The sequence below is a fragment of the Streptomyces sp. NPDC005438 genome (assembly GCF_040606315.1).
Taxonomy (GTDB): domain Bacteria; phylum Actinomycetota; class Actinomycetes; order Streptomycetales; family Streptomycetaceae; genus Streptomyces.
The window spans coordinates 808,064-828,090 of record NZ_JBEXEP010000001.1 but is presented as its reverse complement, the minus strand read 5'-3'; the positions used below and the strand labels follow the sequence as shown (position 1 = coordinate 828,090).

Below are 20,027 nucleotides of genomic sequence, written 5' to 3'. Positions count from 1 at the left end.
TCACCCGGGGTGCACGGAAGGCCCCAGAGGAGGACATCCCGACATCGGCGTTCCCGACAGGCGACCGCATTCGACGACAATCTCCCCCACCTGCGTCTTCACGGAAAATCAAGGCAAGCCGCCGGTCACGTCAAGGACTGGAAACGATCGGCATACCTTCGAAGAGTTTGGGTAGCTGCGCGCGCATGGCTCCACCACAAGGGAACAAAGAGACAGGCAGAGGAATCGGCCGTCGAGCAATGCTCGGAGGTTTGGCTTCCTTGGGCGCTCTCGGCGCACTGGGTGCCGCGGGCTGTAGTCGGGTACCGACCGACTCGACGGTGGAAGGGGGTGATCTGCTGGAGAAACTGCGAGACCAGGGCAGCGTACGGATCGGCATCGCGAGCGAGCCTCCGTTCGGTTACGTGGACAAGGAAGGGCAGGCCACCGGCGAGGCGCCGGAGATCGCGAAGGTGGTCTTCAAGCGCCTCGGGGTGGACCAGGTCAAGGCCGTTCCGGTGGAGTTCGGTGCGCTGATCCCGGGCCTCAAGGCCGGTGCGTTCGACATCGTCTCGGCGGGGATGTACATCAACCCCACCCGCTGTGCGCAGGTTCTCTTCGCCGATCCCGACTACATCATGTTGGACTCCTTCATCGTTCGGAAGGGGAATCCACACGGGATCAAGACCTACGCGGACATCAAGAAGAAGAACCTCAAGCTGGCCAGCGGTAAGGCGTACGCCGAGATCGATTACGCCAAGGACGCCGGTATCGACAACGTGCTGATCCTCCCGGACCAGGTCGCCGGCCTGGAAGCGGTGGCGCAGGGACGTGTGCACGCTTTCGCGGGAACCAACGTCACGGTCCAGGGCGTGGTCTCCAAGTCCGCGAAGTGCGAGGCCACTCCCGCGTTTCAGCCGACCATGGGCGGAAAACCCGCCTACGGCGCCGGAGGATTCGCTTTCCGTACTTCCGAGAAGAACTTCCGAGATGAATTCAACAAGGAGATCCTCCGCCTCAAGGAGAACAACTACAAGGAACTCCTGGAGATCGTCAGGCCCTTTGGCTTCAGTATGCGGGAGATGACTGACAAGACCGCGAAGGAGCTTTGCTGATGATGACTTCAGGGATGTTCTACGAACACTTCCTACCTGGTATCTGGATCACCATCCAGGTCACCATCTACAGCTCGGCCCTCGCCGCCCTCGTGGCCTTCGTGATCGGCGTTCTGCGGACGTCCAACCTGTGGATCGTCCGTTTTCTCTCCGGCGCGTACTTCGAGATCTTCCGAGGGACCTCGGCCCTGGTGCTGATGTTCTGGATGTTCTTCGCCGTCCCCCTCCTGCTGGGCTGGCAGCTGGTGCCGATGTGGGCCGGTGTCTCCGCACTCGGTCTGACCTACGGCGCCTACGGCTCGGAGGTCGTACGCGGCGCGCTGGCCGCCGTACCGACCGAGCAGAAGGAGGCGGGCATCGCCCTCAGCTTCACCAAGGCGCAGCGGCTGCGTCGCATCGAGATCCCGCAGGCCTGGCCGGAGATGATCCCACCGTTCAACAACCTGCTGATCGAGCTGCTCAAGGGCACCGCGCTGGTCTCCGTGATCACGGTGACCGACATGACCTACGCGGCGAACCTGGTCCGACTGGGCAGCAACGAGAGCGCCCCGGTCTACTCCCTGCTGCTCGTCCTGTACTTCATCCTCGCCTTCGTCCTCACCCGTGGAATGCGGGTGCTGGAGCGGCACGCCCGTGCCGGCATCGGCCAGGCACCGGAGAAGAAGGGGTTCCTCAGCCGCAAGCTCAACGGCGGTGAGGGCTCCCAGGCCGCGACGCAAAGCGCTGGAGGCATCTGATGAACTGGGATTGGCATGTAATCGACGAGTTTATGCCGCGCTTCTGGGACGGCGTTCTCGTCACCCTCCAGGCGCTGCTGCTCGGCTCGCTGATGGCCTTCACGCTGGGTCTGGTGTGGGCCATCGCCCAGCGGTCCAACAACAAGTGGATCAACTGGCCCGTGACCGGGATCACGGAGTTCATCCGTAACACCCCGCTGCTGGTTCAGCTGTTCTTCTTCTTCTACGTGGTCCCCGAGTGGGGCCCGTCGATGTCTCCGCTGACCACCGGAATCCTGGCACTGGGTCTGCACTATTCGACCTACACCGCGGAGGTCTACCGGGCCGGGATCAACGGTGTGCCGGTCGGCCAGTGGGAGGCGGCCACGGCCCTGAGCCTGTCGAAGACCCGTACCTGGACCTCGGTGATCCTGCCGCAGGCCATCCGACGGGTGGTTCCCGCGCTCGGTAACTACGTGGTGGCCATGCTGAAGGACTCGCCGATGATCGCGACGATCGGTGCGTTCGACATGCTGGGTGAGGCTCAGGCGTTCAGCAACGAGACCTTCACCACCGAGGCGATCACCCTGGTCGGCGTCGCCTTCATCCTCATCGCCTACCCGGCTTCCGTCCTGATTCGATTCCTGGAGCGTCGTCTTGTCCAGCAGTGAGAACACCACAAACGAAACCCCGGAAGCGACCAACCCGGCCGGTAGCCAGCAGGAGTTGATCCGCTTCGACAAGGTCACCAAGAGATTCGGCAGCAACGTGGTGCTGGACGATCTCGACTTCACCGTGGCCCCCGGCAAGCACGTGACCCTGATCGGACCCTCGGGGTCCGGCAAGACCACGATCCTCCGGCTGCTGATGACGCTGCTGAAGGCCGACGAGGGCACCATCCAGGTGGACGGGCAGTACCTCACCCACGAGCAGAAGAACGGCAAGCTGGTCCCGGCCAGCGAGCGGCACACCCGCGAGGTGCGCAAGAACATCGGCATGGTGTTCCAGCAGTTCAACCTGTTCCCCAACATGAGGGTGCTGCGCAACGTCACCGAGGCCCCGGTCCACGTACTGGGGATGCCCAAGGACGAGGCGGAGCAGCGGGCCCGCGAGCTGCTGGAGCAGGTCGGGCTGACCGAGCACGCCGACAAGTACCCCAGCCAGCTGTCCGGTGGTCAGCAGCAGCGGGTGGCGATCGCCCGCGCCCTGGCGATGCGTCCCAAGGTGATGCTGCTGGACGAGGTCACCTCGGCCCTGGACCCGGAGCTGGTGGCCGGGGTGCTGGACGTGCTGCGGGACATCGCCCACACCACCGACATCACCATGTTGTGCGTCACGCACGAGATGAACTTCGCGCGGGACATCTCGGACGACGTGTTGATGTTCGACAAGGGCCGGGTCATCGAGTCCGGTGCGCCGGAGAAGATCTTCAGCGACCCGGAGAACCAGCGCACCAGGGAGTTCCTGAGCGCCGTGCTGTGAACGATTCCGAGCCGTGTGACGACCGACTCTGAGCCATCTTCGGCCGGGTCCGTCGGTACGCGGTCAGGCCCTCGGCCCCTGCCGCCCGTAGCCGCGAGAACGGGTGGCAGGGGCCGCGTCGCGCTTGGCGCGACCCCCTGGTGGGCATATGCCGGTAGCGATAACTCCGGTCACCGGCAAGGGGGTTGGCGCTATGGTGGCGGCGGACCCGGTGGTTGATCAGCCCCGGTCGCCCATCCGGCCACACGCAGACGGTCACGACCTCCGAGGGGGAACCCGTGGCTCTACCGAGCGACAGTGGGGAGCCGTCGCGTTCGGGAGCGCACCCCATGGCGCCGTTCCACTCCGCCCAGTACGCCCTGCGGATACTGGAACGCGTCTCACGTCATCCGAGCGGCATCTCGCACCAGGACCTCAGACGTGCGATCGACCTGCCGCCCGGCCACCTCGCCCACCTGCTGCTGATGCTCCGCCGCGAGGGCTACCTGCGACAGGTCGAGCCCGAGGTGTACGCGGTGGGCGAGTCGTTGATGCTGCTGTCCTCCGGCGGTGACCGCGAGCACGCCCTGCGGGAGCAGCTGCGCCGGGCGCTGGCGGGGCTGCGGGACTCGCTGCGGGCTGCCGTCTACCTCAGCCGGTACACCGACGGCGAGGCGGAGGTGACCCACTGCGTGGACTCCCCGCAGGCCCCCGCCGTACACGAGTGGTTCGACTTCCGCTCCGCCATGCACGCCACGGCGGCCGGCAAGTGCCTGCTGGAGCAACTGGACGAGGACGGACGGCGGGACCACCTCTCCCGGCACCGCACCGCGCGGCTGACCTCGCGGACGATCACCAACGAGCGGGTGCTGCTGGGCGCCCTGGACGGCCACCCGGTCTCGGCCCCGATGCTCGACCTCCAGGAGTACGCGGTCGGCACGGTGTGCGCCGCGGTCCCGGTGACCGCCGGATCGGCGATCGGCAGCCTCGCGCTGTCGCTACCCATCGGCGAGGCCCACCGGCTGCGCCCGACGGCGGAGGCGCTGCGACGCCAGGCCGCCCCGGTGATGCTCTCGCTGTCCATCTGAGCCTCTCCCGCACGCCCAGGAGCACCCCCTCCCGGGGTGGTCGGGAGCACCCCTCTGGAGCGGGTAGTATCTTCCCTCGTCAGCCGGAAACGGCGGACGGGCGCCGCTAGCTCAGTTGGTTAGAGCAGCTGACTCTTAATCAGCGGGTCCGGGGTTCGAGTCCCTGGCGGCGTACGCGACACCGAGGGCCCCTCGCACTGGCGGGGGGCCCTTGACGTGCGCCCGGAAAGGTGGCGGAAGCCCCGGGGATCAGTGGTCGGACCGGCGTGACTCCCCGCCGGGACGGAACCGGGTGGGCAGGCTGAGGTCGGGGTTGATGGGGTGCCGGGCGGAGGCGACCAGACTGATCGCGACGCCGGCCACGGCCCAGAGGGCGAGGGTGAGCAGGGGCCGCCCGAGGGCGTTGCCGTCGAAGTAGACCAGGTGCCGTACCGCGCTGGTGGTGGCCCCGGGTGGCAGCCACGGGCCGATGGCCGCCCAGAACCCGGGGAGCAGGGGCGCCTGGTAGGCGCCGCCCGCACTGGGGTTGCCCAGCACCACGAAGACCAGTACGGCCAGCCCCACCCCGACGGTTCCGAACAGGGCCTGGAGGGCGAGCGTGGCCGCTCCGGCACCGAAGACGACCAGCGCCCCGAGGGCGGCGAGGGCGAGGAAGTGGCCGCCCAGCGCCCCGAGCACCGGGCCCACGATCAGGGCTCCGCCGACGCCGGACACCAGCGCGTAGAGGACCAGGGCGGCGAGCCGGAAGCCGGCGCGGCGCGGGCTGGCGGGTTGGGCTCCGGCGGCGACCCCGAGGGCGGCGGCGGCGAGGTAGCCGCCGATCATCCATCCGATGGCGAGGTAGAAGGCGGTGAGGCTGCCACGGTCCTGGGGGTCGGCGGGGGCGATGTCGCGGACGTCGAGGGAGCGCCCGCGCTGTTCGGCGAGTTGGCGGCCGAGGCGTTGGGCGGCTTCGGTGACGGGGCCGCCGGCGGCGGAGGCGACCAGCAGGGTGTCACGCCCTCCGCCGTCGCCGGGCAGGTAGGCGGCGTCGACCTCGCGGTGGAGGAGGCGGGTACGGGCGGCGTCGGCGTCGGCGACGGTGACCGCCTTGGCCGGTTGCCCGGGAAGGGCGTCCAGCCGTTGGGCGAGTTGCTCGCTGACCTGGGGGGAGCCGGCGACCGCGAGGGGGAGGCGGTGGGGGGTGGGGTGGTGGAAGGCGCCGATGTAGGAGAGCAGGAAGCCGAGTTGGAGGAGGAGCACGCCGACCACGAGGGCGAAGGCGCGGGGGGTGACGGCGTCGCGGATTTCCGCGGCCATGGCGGACTTACTCATTCCATGCCCTTTCTGGGGTTACGCCCGGATTGATACCGCATGGAGGGTTCACCGACCTCACCCCGCGATCCCCCGCGTGGCGCCACGAGAGCCAAGGGGGGCGGGACCTTTCGGCAAGGCGGGCCCAGACGGGCACAGTTCGGTCGTGCATTGGTCTGGACATGACCAGTTCCACTGACTACATTCACCGTTGGTCTAGACCGCACGCTTTCCCCTCCCCACACCGAGGAGCAAGATGCGCAACAAGATCCTCACCGCGGCGATCGGCCTCTGCCTGGGCGGCACCGCCCTGTTCATCACCTCCGGCAGCGCCCAGGGCCACGGCTACAGCGACGCCCCGACCAGCCGGCAGGCCCACTGCGCCAACGGCACCGCCACCGACTGCGGGGCCATCCAGTGGGAGCCCCAGAGCGTCGAGGGCCCCAAGGGCTTCCCCGAGGCGGGTCCGGCCGACGGCTCCATCTGCTCGGCCGGCAACGAGGGCTTCGCCGAACTGGACGACCCCCGGGGCGGCGACTGGCCGACCACCCAGCTGGAGGCCGGCGGCAACTTCACCTTCCGGTGGAACATCACCGCCGCCCACTCCACGACCGACTTCCGCTACTACATCACCAAGGACGGCTACGACCCCAGCCAGCCGCTGACCCGCGACGACCTGGAGCCGGAGCCCTTCCTCACCGAGTCGCTGGACGGCCAACAGCCGCCGAACGACTGGAGCACCGAGGGCACCATCCCCGAGGGTAAGTCCGGCCGCCATCTGGTCCTGGGCGTCTGGAACATCGAGGACACCGCCAACGCCTTCTACAGCTGCGCCGACGTGGAGCTGTGACGACCTCGTAGAGGGGAGGGGCCGGATTCGTCCGGCCCCTCCCCGGCCCCTCGACCCGCCCGCTCCCGGCCAACCCCCCACGGCCGACCTCCCCCTGACGCCTTACGGGGAAGGTCGGGCCGGCCGAGGAGCCGCCGGGCCGCTGGCGGACCCGACAGCGGCCCCAGTGGCCCGGCGTACCGGCCCCGGACCTGAACAGGTCCGGGGCCCTCTCCTGTTCCGGCCGCCCCTGTCCCGGTCACCGCGTCATGTTCCGGCCACCGGGCGGGCGGCACGGGCCCGTACCCGGTACACGTACCCCGGCGCGGCACACCAGCGCGTAGAGGACCAGGGCGACGGCCCGGCCGGCCCGTACCACCCAACCGGGGTGAGGGGGCGGGGGGTTCGGAGTTCCCGGAGGCCACCGCCACCCGCCGAGGGCCCCGGTACCCGTTCCCATCAGGACGGGTTCGCCGCGCCCCGGCTCCCCGGCCGGGCGCGAACCCGGTGGTCAACGGCCCGCTCCAGGACGGGGTGGTGCGTAACCGACCTACGCTATGCACACTGTTTCCACACATGGGCCCACTCAGCCAAAGCCGAGCGATCCCACCCGCGCACCGAGGGCGAGAGCCTAAGCTGCCGGTCGTGCTCGTCGAGGTGGGGGCGACAGAGCACGGCACGGGGACGGTGAGATAACCCACGGGGCCCTCGGGAACCGTGGATCGGCCTACTTGTGTCGTAACTGTTTGGTGGCCTTGGGGCCACGCCCGTGTCATCGGCCAGACACGGGCCCCGACGAGCGGATACCGCGCGTGGTGTGCGGGGGGAAGGACTCATGACCTCGTCATCGAGCGATCCGGGACGCGACCCCGCGACGGATCCCACGCGGACCCAACAGCTGCGCGTGCCCCGCCAGTCACCCCGCGCCGGGAGGTCCGGCGTCCAGCCGAGGGCGGCCCGCTGGCCCCGCAAGGCCCCGCCGCGCTACGACTACGAGCACTACAGCCGCCTGGCCGGACCACTCACCCAGCCCGACCCCGACAAGCCCTACCGGGTGCGCTACCGCAGCCTGTTGGCCGAGGAGCACCACCGCTTCCGCGCGGCCATACTGCTGTGCCTGGCCCCGGTGCTGTCGGCGGTGCTGCTGTTCTGGCTGATGCAGCCCCAGCACTGGACCGAGCGCGACGGTTCGGCCTCGGACCTGGTGTTGAAGCTGGACATCGTGATGCTGGTGTCGATCGGCCTGATCGAGCTGTTCCGCACCATGAACGTGTTCTCCAACGCCCACGCCACCCTGGTCGCACGCGATCCCATACCCGTCGTTCCCGAGTCCGGTACGCGAGTGGCCTTCCTGACCTCCTTCGTACCCGGCAAGGAACCGCTGGAGATGGTCACCAAGACCCTGGAGGCGGCGGTCAGGATCCGTCACCGGGGCCCGTTGCACGTCTGGCTGCTGGACGAGGGCGACGACCCGGCGGTGAAGGAGGTGTGCGCCCGGCTCGGCGTCCACCACTTCAGCCGCAAGGGGGTCGCCAAGTGGAACCAGAAGAAGGGCGCCCACCGGGCCAAGACCAAGCACGGCAACTACAACGCCTGGCTTGAGGCACACGGCGACAACTACGACTTCTTCGCCTCGGTGGACACCGACCACGTGCCGCTGCCCAACTACCTGGAGCGGATGCTCGGTTACTTCCGCGACCCGGACGTCGGCTTCGTCATCGGCCCGCAGGTCTACGGCAACTACGACAACTACGTGACCAAGTCGGCCGAGAGCCAGCAGTTCCTGTTCCACGCGCTGATCCAGCGGGCCGGCAACCGGTACGGCGCCCCGATGTTCGTGGGCACCAGCAACGCCGTACGGATCAGGGCGCTCAAGCAGATCGGCGGGCTGTACGACTCCATCACCGAGGACATGGCCACCGGTTTCGAGATGCACCGCGCCCGCAACCCGGAGACCGGGCGCAAGTGGCGCTCGGTCTACACCCCGGACGTGCTGGCCGTCGGTGAGGGGCCCAACGCCTGGACGGACTTCTTCACCCAGCAGCTGCGGTGGTCGCGCGGCACCTACGAGACCATCCTCAAGCAGTTCTGGAAGGCGCCGTTCACCCTCCCCCCGGGGAAGCTGTTCAACTACACGCTGATGGTGATCTTCTACCCGATCTCCGCCCTCAACTGGATCCTGGCCGCGCTCAGTTGCGCCCTGTTCCTGGGGCTCGGCGCCTCGGGTGTGCAGATCGACCCCACCGTGTGGATGATGCTCTACGGCAACGCCTCCGCCCTCCAGGTGGGGCTGTACGTCTGGAACCGCCGGCACAACGTCTCCCCGCACGAGCCCGAGGGCTCCGGCGGCCTGGCCGGGATGCTGATGTCGGCCATGTCCGCGCCCATCTACGCACGTTCACTGTTCGACGCGGTGCTGCGGCGCAAGAGCCGGTTCGTGGTGACCCCCAAGGGCGACTCGGCCAGCCCCGACACACTGTTCGGCACCTTCCGGGTGCACCTGTTCTTCCTGGTGATCTTCGGCGGCTCCTTCGTGGGCTCGTTCTACCTGGGCCACGACCACCCCGCGATGCTCACCTGGGCCGGACTGGCCATGCTGATCACCGCCGCCCCCATCATCGGCTGGCGCTACATGGTGCGGCAGGAGAAGAAGCGCCGTAAGCGCGAGGGCCAGGGGGGCCAGGAGGCCGGACAGCCGGTCGGGGGTTCGGCGCCGCCGGGGCAGGACACCGGGGGCTCGCCCCCGCCCCCGTACGGCGGTCAGCCGCCCCACAGCACCGAACAGACAGTCCAGTTCACTCTTGAGGGACGCTCCAGATGAAGTTTCACCCCAGCCGCCGCGTACGCCGTCTGTCCATAGGCGCCGCGGCGGTTCTGGTGTTGGCCGGCTTCAACGGACCGGCGCTCTACACCTTCGCGTCGAACCAGTACCACGACTACAAGATCAACCGTCCCGAGTACAAGGCGAAGCACGGCCACTGGAAGGTGGTGGACGTCCCCGAGAAGTACCGGATCAACACCATCCACGCCGCCCTGTTGCACACCGGCAAGGTGCTGCTGGTCGCCGGTTCCGGCAACGACGCCAAGATGTTCGACGCCAAGACCTTCCGCACGGTGCTGTGGGACCCGGAGAAGAACACCTTCAAGAACATCCCCACCCCGAAGGACCTGTTCTGCGCCGGCCACACCCAACTCCCCGACGGCAAGCTGCTGGTGGCCGGCGGCACCCAGCGGTACGAGAAGCTGGGCGGTGACGTGAAGAAGGCCGGCGGCCTGATGATCGTCAGCAACGAGAACCCGGACCGTGCCAAGACCCTGCCCGCCGGCACCAGGTTCACCGGCAAGAAGAACGGCAAGACCTTCGTCTCCCAGGACTCGTTGCTGGTACCGCGCGCCAAGAAGAAGGCCGACCCGGTCACCGGGGAGGTGACGGTCACCGCCACCCAGAAGCGCGTCTACGTGGAGGCCGTCAAGGAGGGCAAGCGCTACCAGACCGGCACCGAGGACAACTACGCGATCTCGGGTCTGAAGGGCGCCGACCGCCGCAACATCTACGGGGTCGCGCAGAAGCTGTCCTTCGACAAGAAGGACTTCCAGGGCATCAAGGACACCTTCGAGTTCGACCCGGTCGCCGAGCGGTACATCACCGTCGACCCGATGGACGAGGCCCGCTGGTACCCGACCCTGACCACGCTGGAGGACGGCAAGGTGCTGTCGGTCTCCGGCCTGGACGAGATCGGCCAGGTGGTCCCGGGCAAGAACGAGATCTACGACCCCCGTACCAAGAAGTGGAGCTTCCTGCCCCGGACCCGCTTCTTCCCCACCTACCCGGCGCTGTTCCTCACCGAGAACAACCGGATCTTCTACAGCGGCTCCAACGCCGGCTACGGCCCCGCCGACAAGGGCCGCGCCCCCGGGCTGTGGGACATCGCCACCAACAGGTTCCGCAAGATCCCGGGGATGAGCGACCCGGACGTCCTGGAGACCTCCATGACGGTGCCGCTGCCCCCCGCGCAGGACCAGAAGTACATGGTCGTCGGCGGTGGCGGCGTGGGCGAGGACGCCAAGTCGACCGCCAAGCGCCGGCTGGTCAACCTGCGGGACGACAACCCCCGCTTCCGGGACGGGCCCGACCTGTACGAGAAGGCCCGCTACCCCAGCAGCGTGATCCTGCCGGACGACACCGTGCTGACCACCAACGGCTCCGGCGACTACCGGGGACGCAGCGCCAGCAACATCCTCAAGGCGGAGATCTACGACCCGAAGTCCAACGACGTGAAGTCCGCCGCCGACCCGCTGGTGGGCCGCAACTACCACTCCGGCGGACTGCTGCTGCCGGACGGCCGGGTGATGACCTTCGGCTCCGACTCGCTGTTCTCCGACAAGGACAACACCAAGCCCGGCGAGTTCCAGCAGCAGATCGACCTCTACACCCCGCCGTACCTCCACCAGGACGGCGACCGGCCGCAGTTGCTGGACTCCCGGGGTGACGGCAAGGGCCAGACCGTACGGCTGGGGGGCACCGCCCGGTTCCAGAGCAAGGACGCCGCCCGGATCAAGAAGATGCGGCTGATCCGCCCGGGCTCGTTCACCCACGTCACCAACATCGAGCAGCGGTCCATCGCCCTGGACTTCCGCCGCACCGCCGACGGGGTCTCCGTGACCCTCCCCAAGGACCCCTCGCTGGTCCCCCCGGGCTGGTACATGGTGAACGCCGTGGACAAGGACGGGCTGCCCTCCGAAGCGACCTGGGTGAAGGTGCCGGTGTCGCCGACGGCCAAGGCGGTACCGACCACCACCGAGTCGCCCTGACGCTCTGAGTGTCCGGGTGGGGTGGGTGCCGGGGTACAACCGGCCCACCCCACCCGGGAGTCGGGCCGATGTGGTTGCCCTCCGCACGGGCCCCGCGACCTGCCGTGGCGGTCCGGGTGGTCGATGCCGACACGGGGCCTGACCCCCTCTGTGACGGGCCACGGCTCGCCCCGGGCTCCCGTGGCCCACGCCGTACGCCCGGGCCCGGCCGGTGCGGGGGTACGGCCGCTCGGGGCTGCCGGAGGGCCCCACCGCCCGGAGCGGTCCCGTGGGTGGGCCGGCCCCGGGCCGCGCGGGCGGACGGCATCCTGGCGCCAATCCGAACACCCCGGGCCGGGCCGTCCGTGACCTCCCCGGTGAGTGTCCGTACGAGCTGCCGTGGCGGTGCCGTCACCTGCTCCGGGCATCCGTCGCGAGGACCGGAACAGCGCCCCACCTGACCGTCGTACGCGAGTGGGGCACGCCCTCACTTGCGCGGACCGGCGCCGGGGAGGGAGCCCCCGTCCACGTCAGCCGTACTCCAGGTCAGTGCTTGGCGTTCTTGGCCAGCTCCAGGGCGTACTTGGTCCACCACTCACCGGCCTTGGGGCCGCCCTTGCAGGGACCGTCGGACTCACCGGGGCGCTTGATCCACAGGTAGGCGTCCACCTTGGGGTCGGCGGTCTTGGTGGTGGGCCGCTCGCCCAGTGCCCGTCCGGGCGGGTTGCACCAGGTCTCCTCGTGCTTGGCTCCCGGCACCGGTCCGTTGCCGTTGCGGCTGGTGTCGATGACGAAGGGCTTTCCACCCACCATGGAGGAGAGCTTCTTGCCGTAGGCGATGTTGTCCTTGGTCGTCTGGTAGTTGGAGACGTTCAGCGCGAACCCGTCCGCCTCGGCTATGCCCGCCCGGTTCAGCGGTTCCACCAGCCCACCGGCGTCCCGCACCCAGTCGGGGTTGCCGGCGTCGAGGTAGACCTTCACCTTGGGCAGCTTCTTGAGCTTGCCGACGGTCTCCTTCAGCAGGGCGTACCGCTCCTCGTGGAACTGCTGGGGGGTGCACCCCTCCTCCAACAGGTGGGGCAGCGCGTCGGGTTCGACGATGACCGTGGCCGACCGGTCACCTATCCCCCGCACGACCTTGTCCACCCAGGCGCGGTACTCGTCGCCCCCTCCGGCGCCGCCCTTGGAGTACTGGCCGCAGTCCCGGTGCGGCAGGTTGTACAGCACCAGGAGGGCCGAGCGGTTCGCCTTCGTGGCGGCCTCGGTGAAGCCCTTGGTCTGTCCCTCGGGGTCCTCCACCCCGACCCACTCGGCAACCGGCTGGCTGGAGATCCGCTCCAGGACGGCCGCCTTGTCCTTCTCCCCGTCCGCCCGCAGCTGGTCGACCTGCTGGGCCGCCTTGCCCTCGGGGTTGACCCAGTACGGCGCCTTGCTCTGGGGGGTGCGCTCGGCCTTCTTGTCGTCCCCGTCGTCCGAGGAGGAGAAGCAGCCCGTGAGCAGTCCGACCAGGGCCAACAGGCAGGCCACGGCCCCCAGTCGCGTACCGACTCGGCGCCGGTGCCCGCCGTGATCGTCGTACATCCACTCCCCCTTGGACGCGAACGTGTTCTCGCGGAGTCGGCCGGCTCGCCCGGCCCCCGTTACTGTCGGCCCATCGTGGCACACCCGGCCAGACACCCGTCGAGCCCTGTGGATAACTACCGCCGCCCCGGAAGTTCCCAGCTCAACAACGGTGGAAGCGAACCGGCACCCCGACGTTCACCACCCACCGAAGGCGTTCCGTCACCCAGCGCGTCCGCCCGCCGGAGCCGGACTCAGATCAGGTCCACCAGGTCGGCGATGGAGTCGACCACCCGGGAGGGCCGGAAGGGGTGACGCTCGACCTCCTCGGGACGGGTGACCCCGGTGAGCACCAGGAAGGTCTCCATACCGGCCTCCAGCCCCGCCAGTACGTCGGTGTCCATCCGGTCCCCGATCATGGCGCTGGTCTCCGAGTGCGCGCCGAGGGCGTTGAGTCCGGCGCGCATCATCAGGGGGTTGGGCTTGCCCACGAAGTACGGCTCCTGACCGGTGGCCTTGGTGATCAGGGCGGCCACCGAGCCGGTCGCCGGCAGCGCGCCCTCGGTGGAGGGGCCGGTCTCGTCGGGGTTGGTGGCGATGAAGCGGGCCCCGTCGTTGATCAGCCTGATGGCACGGGTGAGGGCCTCGAAGCTGTAGGTACGGGTCTCGCCCAGGACCACGTAGTCCGGTTCGGTGTCGGACAGGACGTAGCCGATGTCGTGCAGGGCCGTGGTCAGTCCGGCCTCTCCGATCACGTAGGCGGTGCCGCCCGGACGCTGGTCGTCCAGGAACTTGGCGGTGGCCAGCGCGGAGGTCCAGATGTTGTCGATCGGCACCTCCAACCCGATGCGGGACAGCCTGGCGTGCAGGTCGCGCGGGGTGTAGATGGAGTTGTTGGTGAGCACCAGGAAGGGCTTGGCGGAGGCCTTCAACCGGTCCAGGAAGGCGTCGGCGCCCGGAATCGGGACGCCCTCGTGCATCAGGACCCCGTCCATGTCGGTCAGCCAGGACTCGATCGGCTTGCGCTCTGCCACCTGAGGACTCCTACCCGCTCGCGTCACTTCGGCCGGCGGCCCGGCCCGCCGTTTCAGCCTAGCGGCGTTCCCGCCTCCGGCCAGGTCCGGCCGGCCTGGACGGACCGTTCGGGCAGCGATCGGGCGGGCCGTCCCCCAGAAGCGGGCGCCCTCTCCCGGGTACGGGGCAAAACCGCTGGTCACAGAGGCGCGATGGAGAGGGGGCGGCTTGCGGTGCCGCACCGTGGTTGCCAGAGTGAGCCCATGACCCACCCCCACTCCTCCTCTCCGCTGCGCGTCGGGCTGATCGGCTACGGGCTGGCCGGTTCCGTCTTCCACGCTCCACTGATCGACAGCTGCCCCGACCTACGGCTGGCCGCCGTGGTGACCGCGAACGAGGAACGGGCCCGCCAGGCGCGCTCGGCCCACGGCGAGAACCTCCGGGTGGTGGCCGACGCGGACCAACTGCTGGCCGATCCGGGCGCGTTGGACCTGGTGGTGATCGCCAGCCCCAACCGCACCCATGTGTCGCTGGCCCACGCCGCGCTCGCGGCCGGAGTGCCGGTGGTGGTGGACAAGCCGCTGGCGGGCACCGCCCGGGAGGCGTGGGAGCTGGACGCGGAGGCACGGAAACGCGGGCTGCTGCTGTCGGTCTTTCAGAACCGGCGCTGGGACAGCGACCTGCTGACCCTGCGCGGTCTGCTGGAACAGGGAGCGCTGGGCACGGTGTGGCGCTTCGAGTCCCGTTTCGAACGCTGGCGGCCCAGGCCCAAGGGCGGTTGGCGGGAGTCGGGCGACCCGGCCGAGATCGGTGGCCTGCTGTACGACCTGGGCAGCCACCTGGTCGACCAGGCCCTGGCCCTGTTCGGGCCGGTCACCTCGGTGTACGCCGAGTCCCGGGTGCTGCGCCCGGGGGCGACCGCCGACGACGACACCTTCCTGGCGCTGACCCATGCCTCGGGTGTCGTCTCCCACCTGTGGATGAGCGCCACGGCGGCCCAACTGGGCCCACGCTTCCGGGTGTTGGGCAGTTCGGGCGCCTTCGTGAAGTACGGGCTGGACCCTCAGGAAGCGCGCTTGCGGGCCGGCGACCGACCGGGGGAGGGCCGGCCATGGGGCGAGGAGGACCCGGAGGCGTACGGGACGTTGGGGGACCTGGAGGACACCCGGGCCGTCCCCTCCGTACCGGGTGCCTACCCGGCGTACTACGAGGCCGTCGCCCGGGCGCTGCGGCAGGGCGACCCGCCCCCGGTCACGGCGGCGGAGGCCGCGCGGGCACTGGAGGTGCTGGAGGCGGGCCGACTGTCCGCCCACGAAGGACGCACCGTGCCCCTGCCCGGCACCGACGCACCGGCCGTGCCGAACGAGTGAGGTGAGGGTGACCGGTCACTCTCCGGTCGGCGCACCGGAGGCCGGCGGCAACCAACCGGAGGGGGTCACCGGCCATCGGCCCGGACGAGGGCGGGAGGCGCCCGTTCCGTCCGGGTGACCCGGGATCGGGCTCCACGGAACTCGTCCCCCAACTCCCCGGCAGGGGCGGGAGGTTGGGCCGGTGGCCCGCGCCGAGCCCCGACCAGAGAGGTCGGAGAGGCCGTCGGGGCCTTCGCGGGGGGCTAACCGGGGCGTGCGGAACTTGCGAGCCCCTCGGTGATCCGAGGGATGTCCCGACGCGGCTCCGTGCTGAGCCGCGTCGGTCAGCCCAGGCTCCCCCGGCCTTCCCGCCGCCCCAGCCACCCACGGGCGAGCCAAGCCACCCACCCGAGGAGGGCGCGTGGCCGCGTGGGCGGGACAACGCCGTGATCCGAGGGGCGTGTCCTAGGAGTTCTCGGGCTGTCCTTCGGCGGCGACCGGCTCACGGGGTGGGGCGACCTGTTCCGTGGCCGTACGCAGGGCCTGGACGGTCTCCGCGCGGTTCGCGGCGTCCACCCGGCCCAGGAAGTCCCCCAGCCGCAGCAGTTCGGCCACCCGCTCGCGCTCCTCGGCGGTGACCCGGGGGCGTTCGGCGCGCAGGGTGTCCGCCAGCTCGGCGACCAACTCCTCCCACTCGCCCACGAAGTGGCGCTTGCGGAGTTGTCCGAGGCGGGCCTCGGGCAGCCGGTCGGCGAGGGACTCCAGCACCTCCTGGGACAGCGCGGTCAGCCGCTCGGAACGCTCCGCCAGCACGGCGTAGTACGAGCGCTCCGCCTCGGTCACCGGGCGGACCACGGCCAGCGGTTCACCGTCCTGGACCAGCACCATGGACCGGCCCTGAGCGATCATCGAGAGCCCGAAGTCGGGGTCACGGAAGAACGCCCCCGGGCCCAACCGGAAGTGATCCGGGGGCACTTGGAGGGTCGCTTCCTCACCCGTCGGGCGCTCAACACTCGTCTCACTGTTCACCCAGGCAGGATGCCACCTCCCCCGAGGGCTCGCGCACGCCAGTGGTGGCCGGCACCCGATCGAGACGAGTAGGACAACCTGTACGTGGTAGGTACCCGTACTCATGTCCGGCGCCCGCCACGCCGACAGGGTGTGACCATGGCTACCGACTCCGTCCAACGGCCCACCACGGCCGCCTTCTTCCTCCAGTCCGCCATCGCCTTCGGACTCTCCCTCACCGCTCTGGTCGTGGGCATCGTGAAGCTGCCCGTCGGCCCGTGGGAGCGCGGGTTCCTGGCGATCGGCCTGCTGTTCGTCGTCTCCTCCGCCTTCACCCTGGCCAAGTGCGTCCGGGACCGGCAGGAGGTCGAGGAGGTCACCAGCCGCGTCGACCGGGCACGGATCGACAAGCTGCTCACCGAACAGGACCCTTTCCACACGCCCGCCCCCTGAGGCGACGGCGAGCCGGGGTGCGATCACCATCTGTCACCACGCCCCCTCCTTCCGGCCAATTAACCGACCGATAACCGCCCCTCCCCCGTGGGCACCTCCCTCTCCCCGGAGGTACGACGTCACTCGAAGGCGCGACGAACGGATGACGCGAATCCACTTGAGAAGAACCTCTTTGTCAGAACAGATGGCGAAATACCCTGCCGCTACGCAGAGTTGATCGACCATTGACCTAACGTGGCGCCGCTGTGAGGATCCTCGCCGCACCACGACAGCCTTCTGCCGAGGAGTGACAGATGAACCCGAGATTCGCCTCCGTTCTCACGGTGGCCGTCGCCGCGGTCGCCCTGAGCGCCGGACCGGCGCTGGCCGCCACGGCCGAGGTCCCCGCCTCCGAGAGCACCACCACGCAGGCGGGCGAACAGCACGCGAACTGGGACCCGGGCTGGGGCGGCTGCAACCCCTGCTCCTGAGACCGGGGCGGCCGACGCCCCGTACTCCCGTCGGGGTGGGGGCTCGCACACGGCTCACCCGTCCGTGGGGGGCGAGGGCCGGCGAGCCCCGGCCCCCATGGAGCGGCCAGGGGTGTCGGCCGCCCTCCCTGAGCCCTCACACCGGCTCACCGGCCCTCAGCGCGGCCCGTTCCACCGCCGTCCAGGTCGTGGTGGTGACCAGGTAGAGGCCGGCCGCCAGGGGCAGCACCGCCGCGCTGACCAGGGTGCCGAAGGACAGCAGCGGCAACCACCGGCCCAGCCCCGCCGTGGGCGAGCCGGTCGCCACCGGGGTGCCGGCCCGCTCCCGGGCGGACGCCTGCCGCCTCGCCCGGAGGAAGTTCCAGCAGGCCACCGAGGCCAGCACCGCGAACAGGCCCAGGTACACCAGCCCCTGGCCGTGCAGCGGCCCGTCCTGACTCCACGCCTGGGCGAACCGTCCCCCCAGCGGGGCACCCCACAGGGTCTCTCGCAGCAGGTCCTGGTCGGTGACGAACAGGTGGTACATCACCCCGAACACCGGCATCTGGATCAGGGTGGGCAGGCAGCCGGCGAACGGTGAGGAGCCGCTCTCCGCGTACAGCTTCTGCGCCTCCCGCCGCAGCCGTTCCGGGTCGTCACGATGACGGCGCTGCAACTCCGCGTACCGGGGGGCGACTTCGGCGCTCGCCCGCTGCCCCCGCACCGCCGACCGGGCCAGCGGATGGAGGGCGAGACGGACCAGCAGGGTGGACAGCACGATGGCGGCGGCCGTGGCGGAGGCGCCGAACAACGGGGCCAGGGCATCGGAAAGGGACGCCACCAGCGAGGCGACGGTGGACATGGGAACTCTCCAGGGGTCTCAGTCGAACCGGACGGAACGTGGTTCGGTGAGACGGCCACCACCCTCGGAAGCCGGACGCGGAAACCTCGACGGAGGGGCGCGGCCCAGGGGTTGGGGCACCGGCCTACGGGCAACGGCGGCTCTCGCGCCAACGCCAGCGGGGCGCGGCTCAGAGCGCCGGCGAAGGCCAGGCGGCCAGCCGGAGGGGTCCGAGCCCACCCGACCGGTGTGGTGACCGTCCCTGGAGGCGCCCCGGCGCTCGGGGGCGTGGACGGCCGGAGGCGTCCGGGTCACGCTGCGGGAGGAAGGCCGTACGCAGTGCGCGGTCCCGGATGGTGGTGCGGATCAGCCCGGGCACCGGCGCCCGCGCCACCCGGGGCGCGAGCAGTGCGGGACCGCACAGCAGCAGCGCGGCCACCGAGGCGGCCACGGTGACCGCCCCGTCCATGCCGGTGGGCAGCTCCAGCAGCGGCGTCAGCCAGGACAACAGCACCGCGAACACCGGGAGCAGGCGTGGGGCGCCGCCCGACGGCGGTCCGTACGACCGGTCCACGCCACCCCCTCGCTCACTCCGGGTCCGCCGACGGGACCCGCCTGTGGACCTCAACGGACCGGCCCCGGCGCGGGTTCCCGGGGTCAGCCGCCCAGCAGATGGGTCAGCGCGTGGATGGTGACCCCGGCCAGGGCGCCGACCACGGTGCCGTTGATGCGGATGAACTGCAGGTCACGGCCGATGTTGGCCTCGATCTTGCGGGAGGTCTGCTCGGCGTCCCAACTGGCGACGGTGTCCGTGATCAGACCGGTGATCTCCTTCTGGTAGGTGGTGACCACATGGGCGGCGGCGCCCTCGGCCCAGCCGTCCACCTTGTTCTGCAGGGAGCCGTCGGAGGACATCCGGGTCCCGAGGGACAGCAGGGAGGCGCGGGCCCGCAGCCGCAGTTCGCTGCGCTCGTCCTCGGCGGCGGCCACCACCATGGCCCGTACCGAACCCCAGGCGGAGGCGATCAGCTCCTGTACCTCGGGTCGGGCCAGGACCTCGCTCTTGAGCCGCTCCACCCGCTCCCGGGTCTCCGGGTCGTGCTGGAGGTCGTGGGCGAAGTCCGTCAGGAAGCGGTCGATGGCGCCACGGGCCGGGTGGTCCGGCATGTCCCTCATCTCCGTGACGAAACGGAGCAGTTCGCGGTAGACCCGGTCGCCGATCCTGCGGTCCACGAACCGTGGCGTCCAGCCCGGAGCCCCGCCGGTGACCGCGTCCATCACCGAGTCGCTGTGCTCCTCCAACCACTGGGCGGCGCGGGTGCACACCAGGTCCACCACCCGGCGGTGGCCGCCATCCGCGACCAGCCGTTCCAGCAGTGAGCCGAGGCCCGGGGCGATCTCCTTGGCGTCGGCCCGACGGGTGATCGCCTCCCCCACCACGGCCTGGACGTCGGAGTCCCGCAGTACGGTCAGGGCGCCGCGCAGGGCGGTGGACAACTCACTGGTGACCCGGTCCACATGTTCCGGGCGGGCCAGCCAGTTGCCCAGCCGCCCGCCGAGGCCCACCGCCCGCAGTCGGGTCCGCACCACGTCCTCGGACAGGAAGTTCTGCCCCACGAAGTCGCCGAGGGAGCGGCCGAACTGGTCCTTCTTACGGGGGATGATCGCGGTGTGCGGGATGGGCAGGCCCAGCGGGTGGCGGAACAGCGCCGTGACCGCGAACCAGTCGGCGAGGGCGCCCACCATGCCCGCCTCGGCGGCTGCGGCCACGTAACCGCTCCAGCCGCCGGCCCCGGCGGACTCGGCCCACTTCGCCAGGACGTAGATCACGGCGACCGTCAGCAGCATCCCGGTGGCGGTGGCCTTCATCCGGCGCACCCCACGCATCTTCTGGCGGTCAACCTCCGTGAAAGAGCCCAGTTTTCCCGGATTCGGGCGTCCTGCCACCCCCGTGACCCTGGTCACGTGGCCAGCCTCACAGTCCGCCCGCCTCGACGCTCGTCCACCTTTCACCCGCTCCTTCCGAAATGTTCATCTCCCCTACCGGGGCCCATTGTTCCAAGGCGGTTACGGCGGCAACG

17 protein-coding genes, 1 tRNA gene and 1 pseudogene are annotated in these 20,027 nt (G+C 70.0%); 12 read left to right on the top strand and 7 right to left on the bottom strand.

Annotated features, from left to right (window positions below; genetic code table 11):
* Window positions 1-185 precede the first annotated feature (185 nt).
* The 6 genes from ehuB to ABZT14_RS03445 all read left to right on the top strand — a co-directional run bounded on the left by ehuB (window position 186) and on the right by ABZT14_RS03445 (window position 4,533).
* Window positions 186-1,094, top strand: coding sequence for an ectoine/hydroxyectoine ABC transporter substrate-binding protein EhuB (gene ehuB, locus ABZT14_RS03470; RefSeq protein WP_356296235.1), 909 nt, complete (start codon window positions 186-188; stop codon window positions 1,092-1,094).
* Entirely contained in the window at window positions 1,094-1,831 is a 738-nt protein-coding gene (gene ehuC, locus ABZT14_RS03465) for an ectoine/hydroxyectoine ABC transporter permease subunit EhuC (protein ID WP_356296232.1), read from the top strand. The genes ehuB and ehuC overlap by 1 nt, the downstream gene beginning before the upstream one ends.
* Window positions 1,831-2,481: an ectoine/hydroxyectoine ABC transporter permease subunit EhuD gene (gene ehuD / locus ABZT14_RS03460; RefSeq protein WP_356296229.1), complete on the top strand. Its 651-nt coding sequence runs from the start codon at window positions 1,831-1,833 to the stop codon at window positions 2,479-2,481. Before ehuC ends, ehuD begins: the two co-directional genes overlap by 1 nt.
* 55 nt (window positions 2,482-2,536) lie before the next feature.
* Complete coding sequence (ehuA, locus tag ABZT14_RS03455) at window positions 2,537-3,292, top strand: ectoine/hydroxyectoine ABC transporter ATP-binding protein EhuA (RefSeq protein WP_356297048.1); 756 nt, start codon at window positions 2,537-2,539, stop codon at window positions 3,290-3,292.
* A 329-nt stretch (window positions 3,293-3,621) separates the two neighbouring features.
* Window positions 3,622-4,359 (top strand): IclR family transcriptional regulator C-terminal domain-containing protein, encoded by a 738-nt coding sequence (locus tag ABZT14_RS03450; protein ID WP_356296226.1) that lies wholly within the window; start codon window positions 3,622-3,624, stop codon window positions 4,357-4,359.
* A gap of 100 nt (window positions 4,360-4,459) precedes the next feature.
* Window positions 4,460-4,533 (top strand) — tRNA-Lys (locus tag ABZT14_RS03445).
* A 75-nt stretch (window positions 4,534-4,608) separates the two neighbouring features.
* On the opposite strand, the gene ABZT14_RS03440 is transcribed toward ABZT14_RS03445, so the two are convergent.
* Complete coding sequence (locus ABZT14_RS03440; protein ID WP_356296224.1) at window positions 4,609-5,673, bottom strand: DUF3533 domain-containing protein; 1,065 nt, start codon at window positions 5,671-5,673, stop codon at window positions 4,609-4,611.
* Between the two features lie 235 nt (window positions 5,674-5,908).
* On the opposite strand from ABZT14_RS03440, the gene ABZT14_RS03435 reads away from it, so the two are divergent.
* The 3 genes from ABZT14_RS03435 (at window position 5,909) to ABZT14_RS03425 (ending at window position 11,293) form a co-directional block, all read left to right on the top strand.
* Window positions 5,909-6,502 (top strand): lytic polysaccharide monooxygenase auxiliary activity family 9 protein, encoded by a 594-nt coding sequence (locus ABZT14_RS03435; protein ID WP_356296221.1) that lies wholly within the window; start codon window positions 5,909-5,911, stop codon window positions 6,500-6,502.
* A gap of 814 nt (window positions 6,503-7,316) precedes the next feature.
* Window positions 7,317-9,302: a glycosyltransferase family 2 protein gene (locus ABZT14_RS03430; protein WP_356296217.1), complete on the top strand. Its 1,986-nt coding sequence runs from the start codon at window positions 7,317-7,319 to the stop codon at window positions 9,300-9,302.
* A complete protein-coding gene (locus tag ABZT14_RS03425) occupies window positions 9,299-11,293 on the top strand; it encodes a kelch motif-containing protein (protein WP_356296216.1) in 1,995 nt (664 codons plus the stop codon). The genes ABZT14_RS03430 and ABZT14_RS03425 overlap by 4 nt, the downstream gene beginning before the upstream one ends.
* A 525-nt stretch (window positions 11,294-11,818) precedes the next feature.
* Here the strand turns inward: ABZT14_RS03425 and ABZT14_RS03420 are convergent.
* Together ABZT14_RS03420 and ABZT14_RS03415 are read right to left on the bottom strand one after the other, a co-directional pair.
* A complete protein-coding gene (locus ABZT14_RS03420; protein ID WP_356296214.1) occupies window positions 11,819-12,853 on the bottom strand; it encodes a glycoside hydrolase family 6 protein in 1,035 nt (344 codons plus the stop codon).
* Between the two features lie 233 nt (window positions 12,854-13,086).
* Window positions 13,087-13,866 (bottom strand): HAD-IIA family hydrolase, encoded by a 780-nt coding sequence (locus ABZT14_RS03415; RefSeq protein WP_356296210.1) that lies wholly within the window; start codon window positions 13,864-13,866, stop codon window positions 13,087-13,089.
* A gap of 243 nt (window positions 13,867-14,109) precedes the next feature.
* Here ABZT14_RS03415 and ABZT14_RS03410 point away from each other — a divergent pair, with 243 nt between their 5' ends.
* Window positions 14,110-15,216, top strand: coding sequence for a Gfo/Idh/MocA family oxidoreductase (locus tag ABZT14_RS03410; RefSeq protein WP_356296207.1), 1,107 nt, complete (start codon window positions 14,110-14,112; stop codon window positions 15,214-15,216).
* A gap of 444 nt (window positions 15,217-15,660) precedes the next feature.
* Here ABZT14_RS03410 and ABZT14_RS03405 read toward each other — a convergent pair whose 3' ends face one another.
* Window positions 15,661-16,224, bottom strand: a complete 564-nt coding sequence (locus ABZT14_RS03405) for a hypothetical protein (protein WP_356296204.1) — start codon at window positions 16,222-16,224, stop codon at window positions 15,661-15,663.
* Between the two features lie 138 nt (window positions 16,225-16,362).
* Between ABZT14_RS03405 and ABZT14_RS03400 the strand changes: the two genes are divergently transcribed.
* Together ABZT14_RS03400 and ABZT14_RS03395 are read left to right on the top strand one after the other, a co-directional pair.
* A complete protein-coding gene (locus ABZT14_RS03400) occupies window positions 16,363-16,656 on the top strand; it encodes a YiaA/YiaB family inner membrane protein (protein ID WP_356296201.1) in 294 nt (97 codons plus the stop codon).
* A gap of 293 nt (window positions 16,657-16,949) precedes the next feature.
* A complete protein-coding gene (locus ABZT14_RS03395; RefSeq protein WP_356296199.1) occupies window positions 16,950-17,126 on the top strand; it encodes a hypothetical protein in 177 nt (58 codons plus the stop codon).
* A gap of 136 nt (window positions 17,127-17,262) precedes the next feature.
* On the opposite strand, the gene yidC is transcribed toward ABZT14_RS03395, so the two are convergent.
* From yidC to ABZT14_RS03380, 3 genes and pseudogenes are all read right to left on the bottom strand, one after another.
* A complete protein-coding gene (gene yidC, locus ABZT14_RS03390; RefSeq protein ID WP_356296196.1) occupies window positions 17,263-17,967 on the bottom strand; it encodes a membrane protein insertase YidC in 705 nt (234 codons plus the stop codon).
* Between the two features lie 169 nt (window positions 17,968-18,136).
* The gene (locus ABZT14_RS03385) at window positions 18,137-18,415 is read right to left on the bottom strand and encodes a DUF6412 domain-containing protein (RefSeq protein WP_356297045.1); all 279 of its coding nucleotides are present in this window, start codon (window positions 18,413-18,415) and stop codon (window positions 18,137-18,139) included.
* Between the two features lie 188 nt (window positions 18,416-18,603).
* A pseudogene (locus tag ABZT14_RS03380) lies at window positions 18,604-19,860 on the bottom strand (DUF445 domain-containing protein); the annotation flags it as partial.
* Window positions 19,861-20,027: the final 167 nt, after the last annotated feature.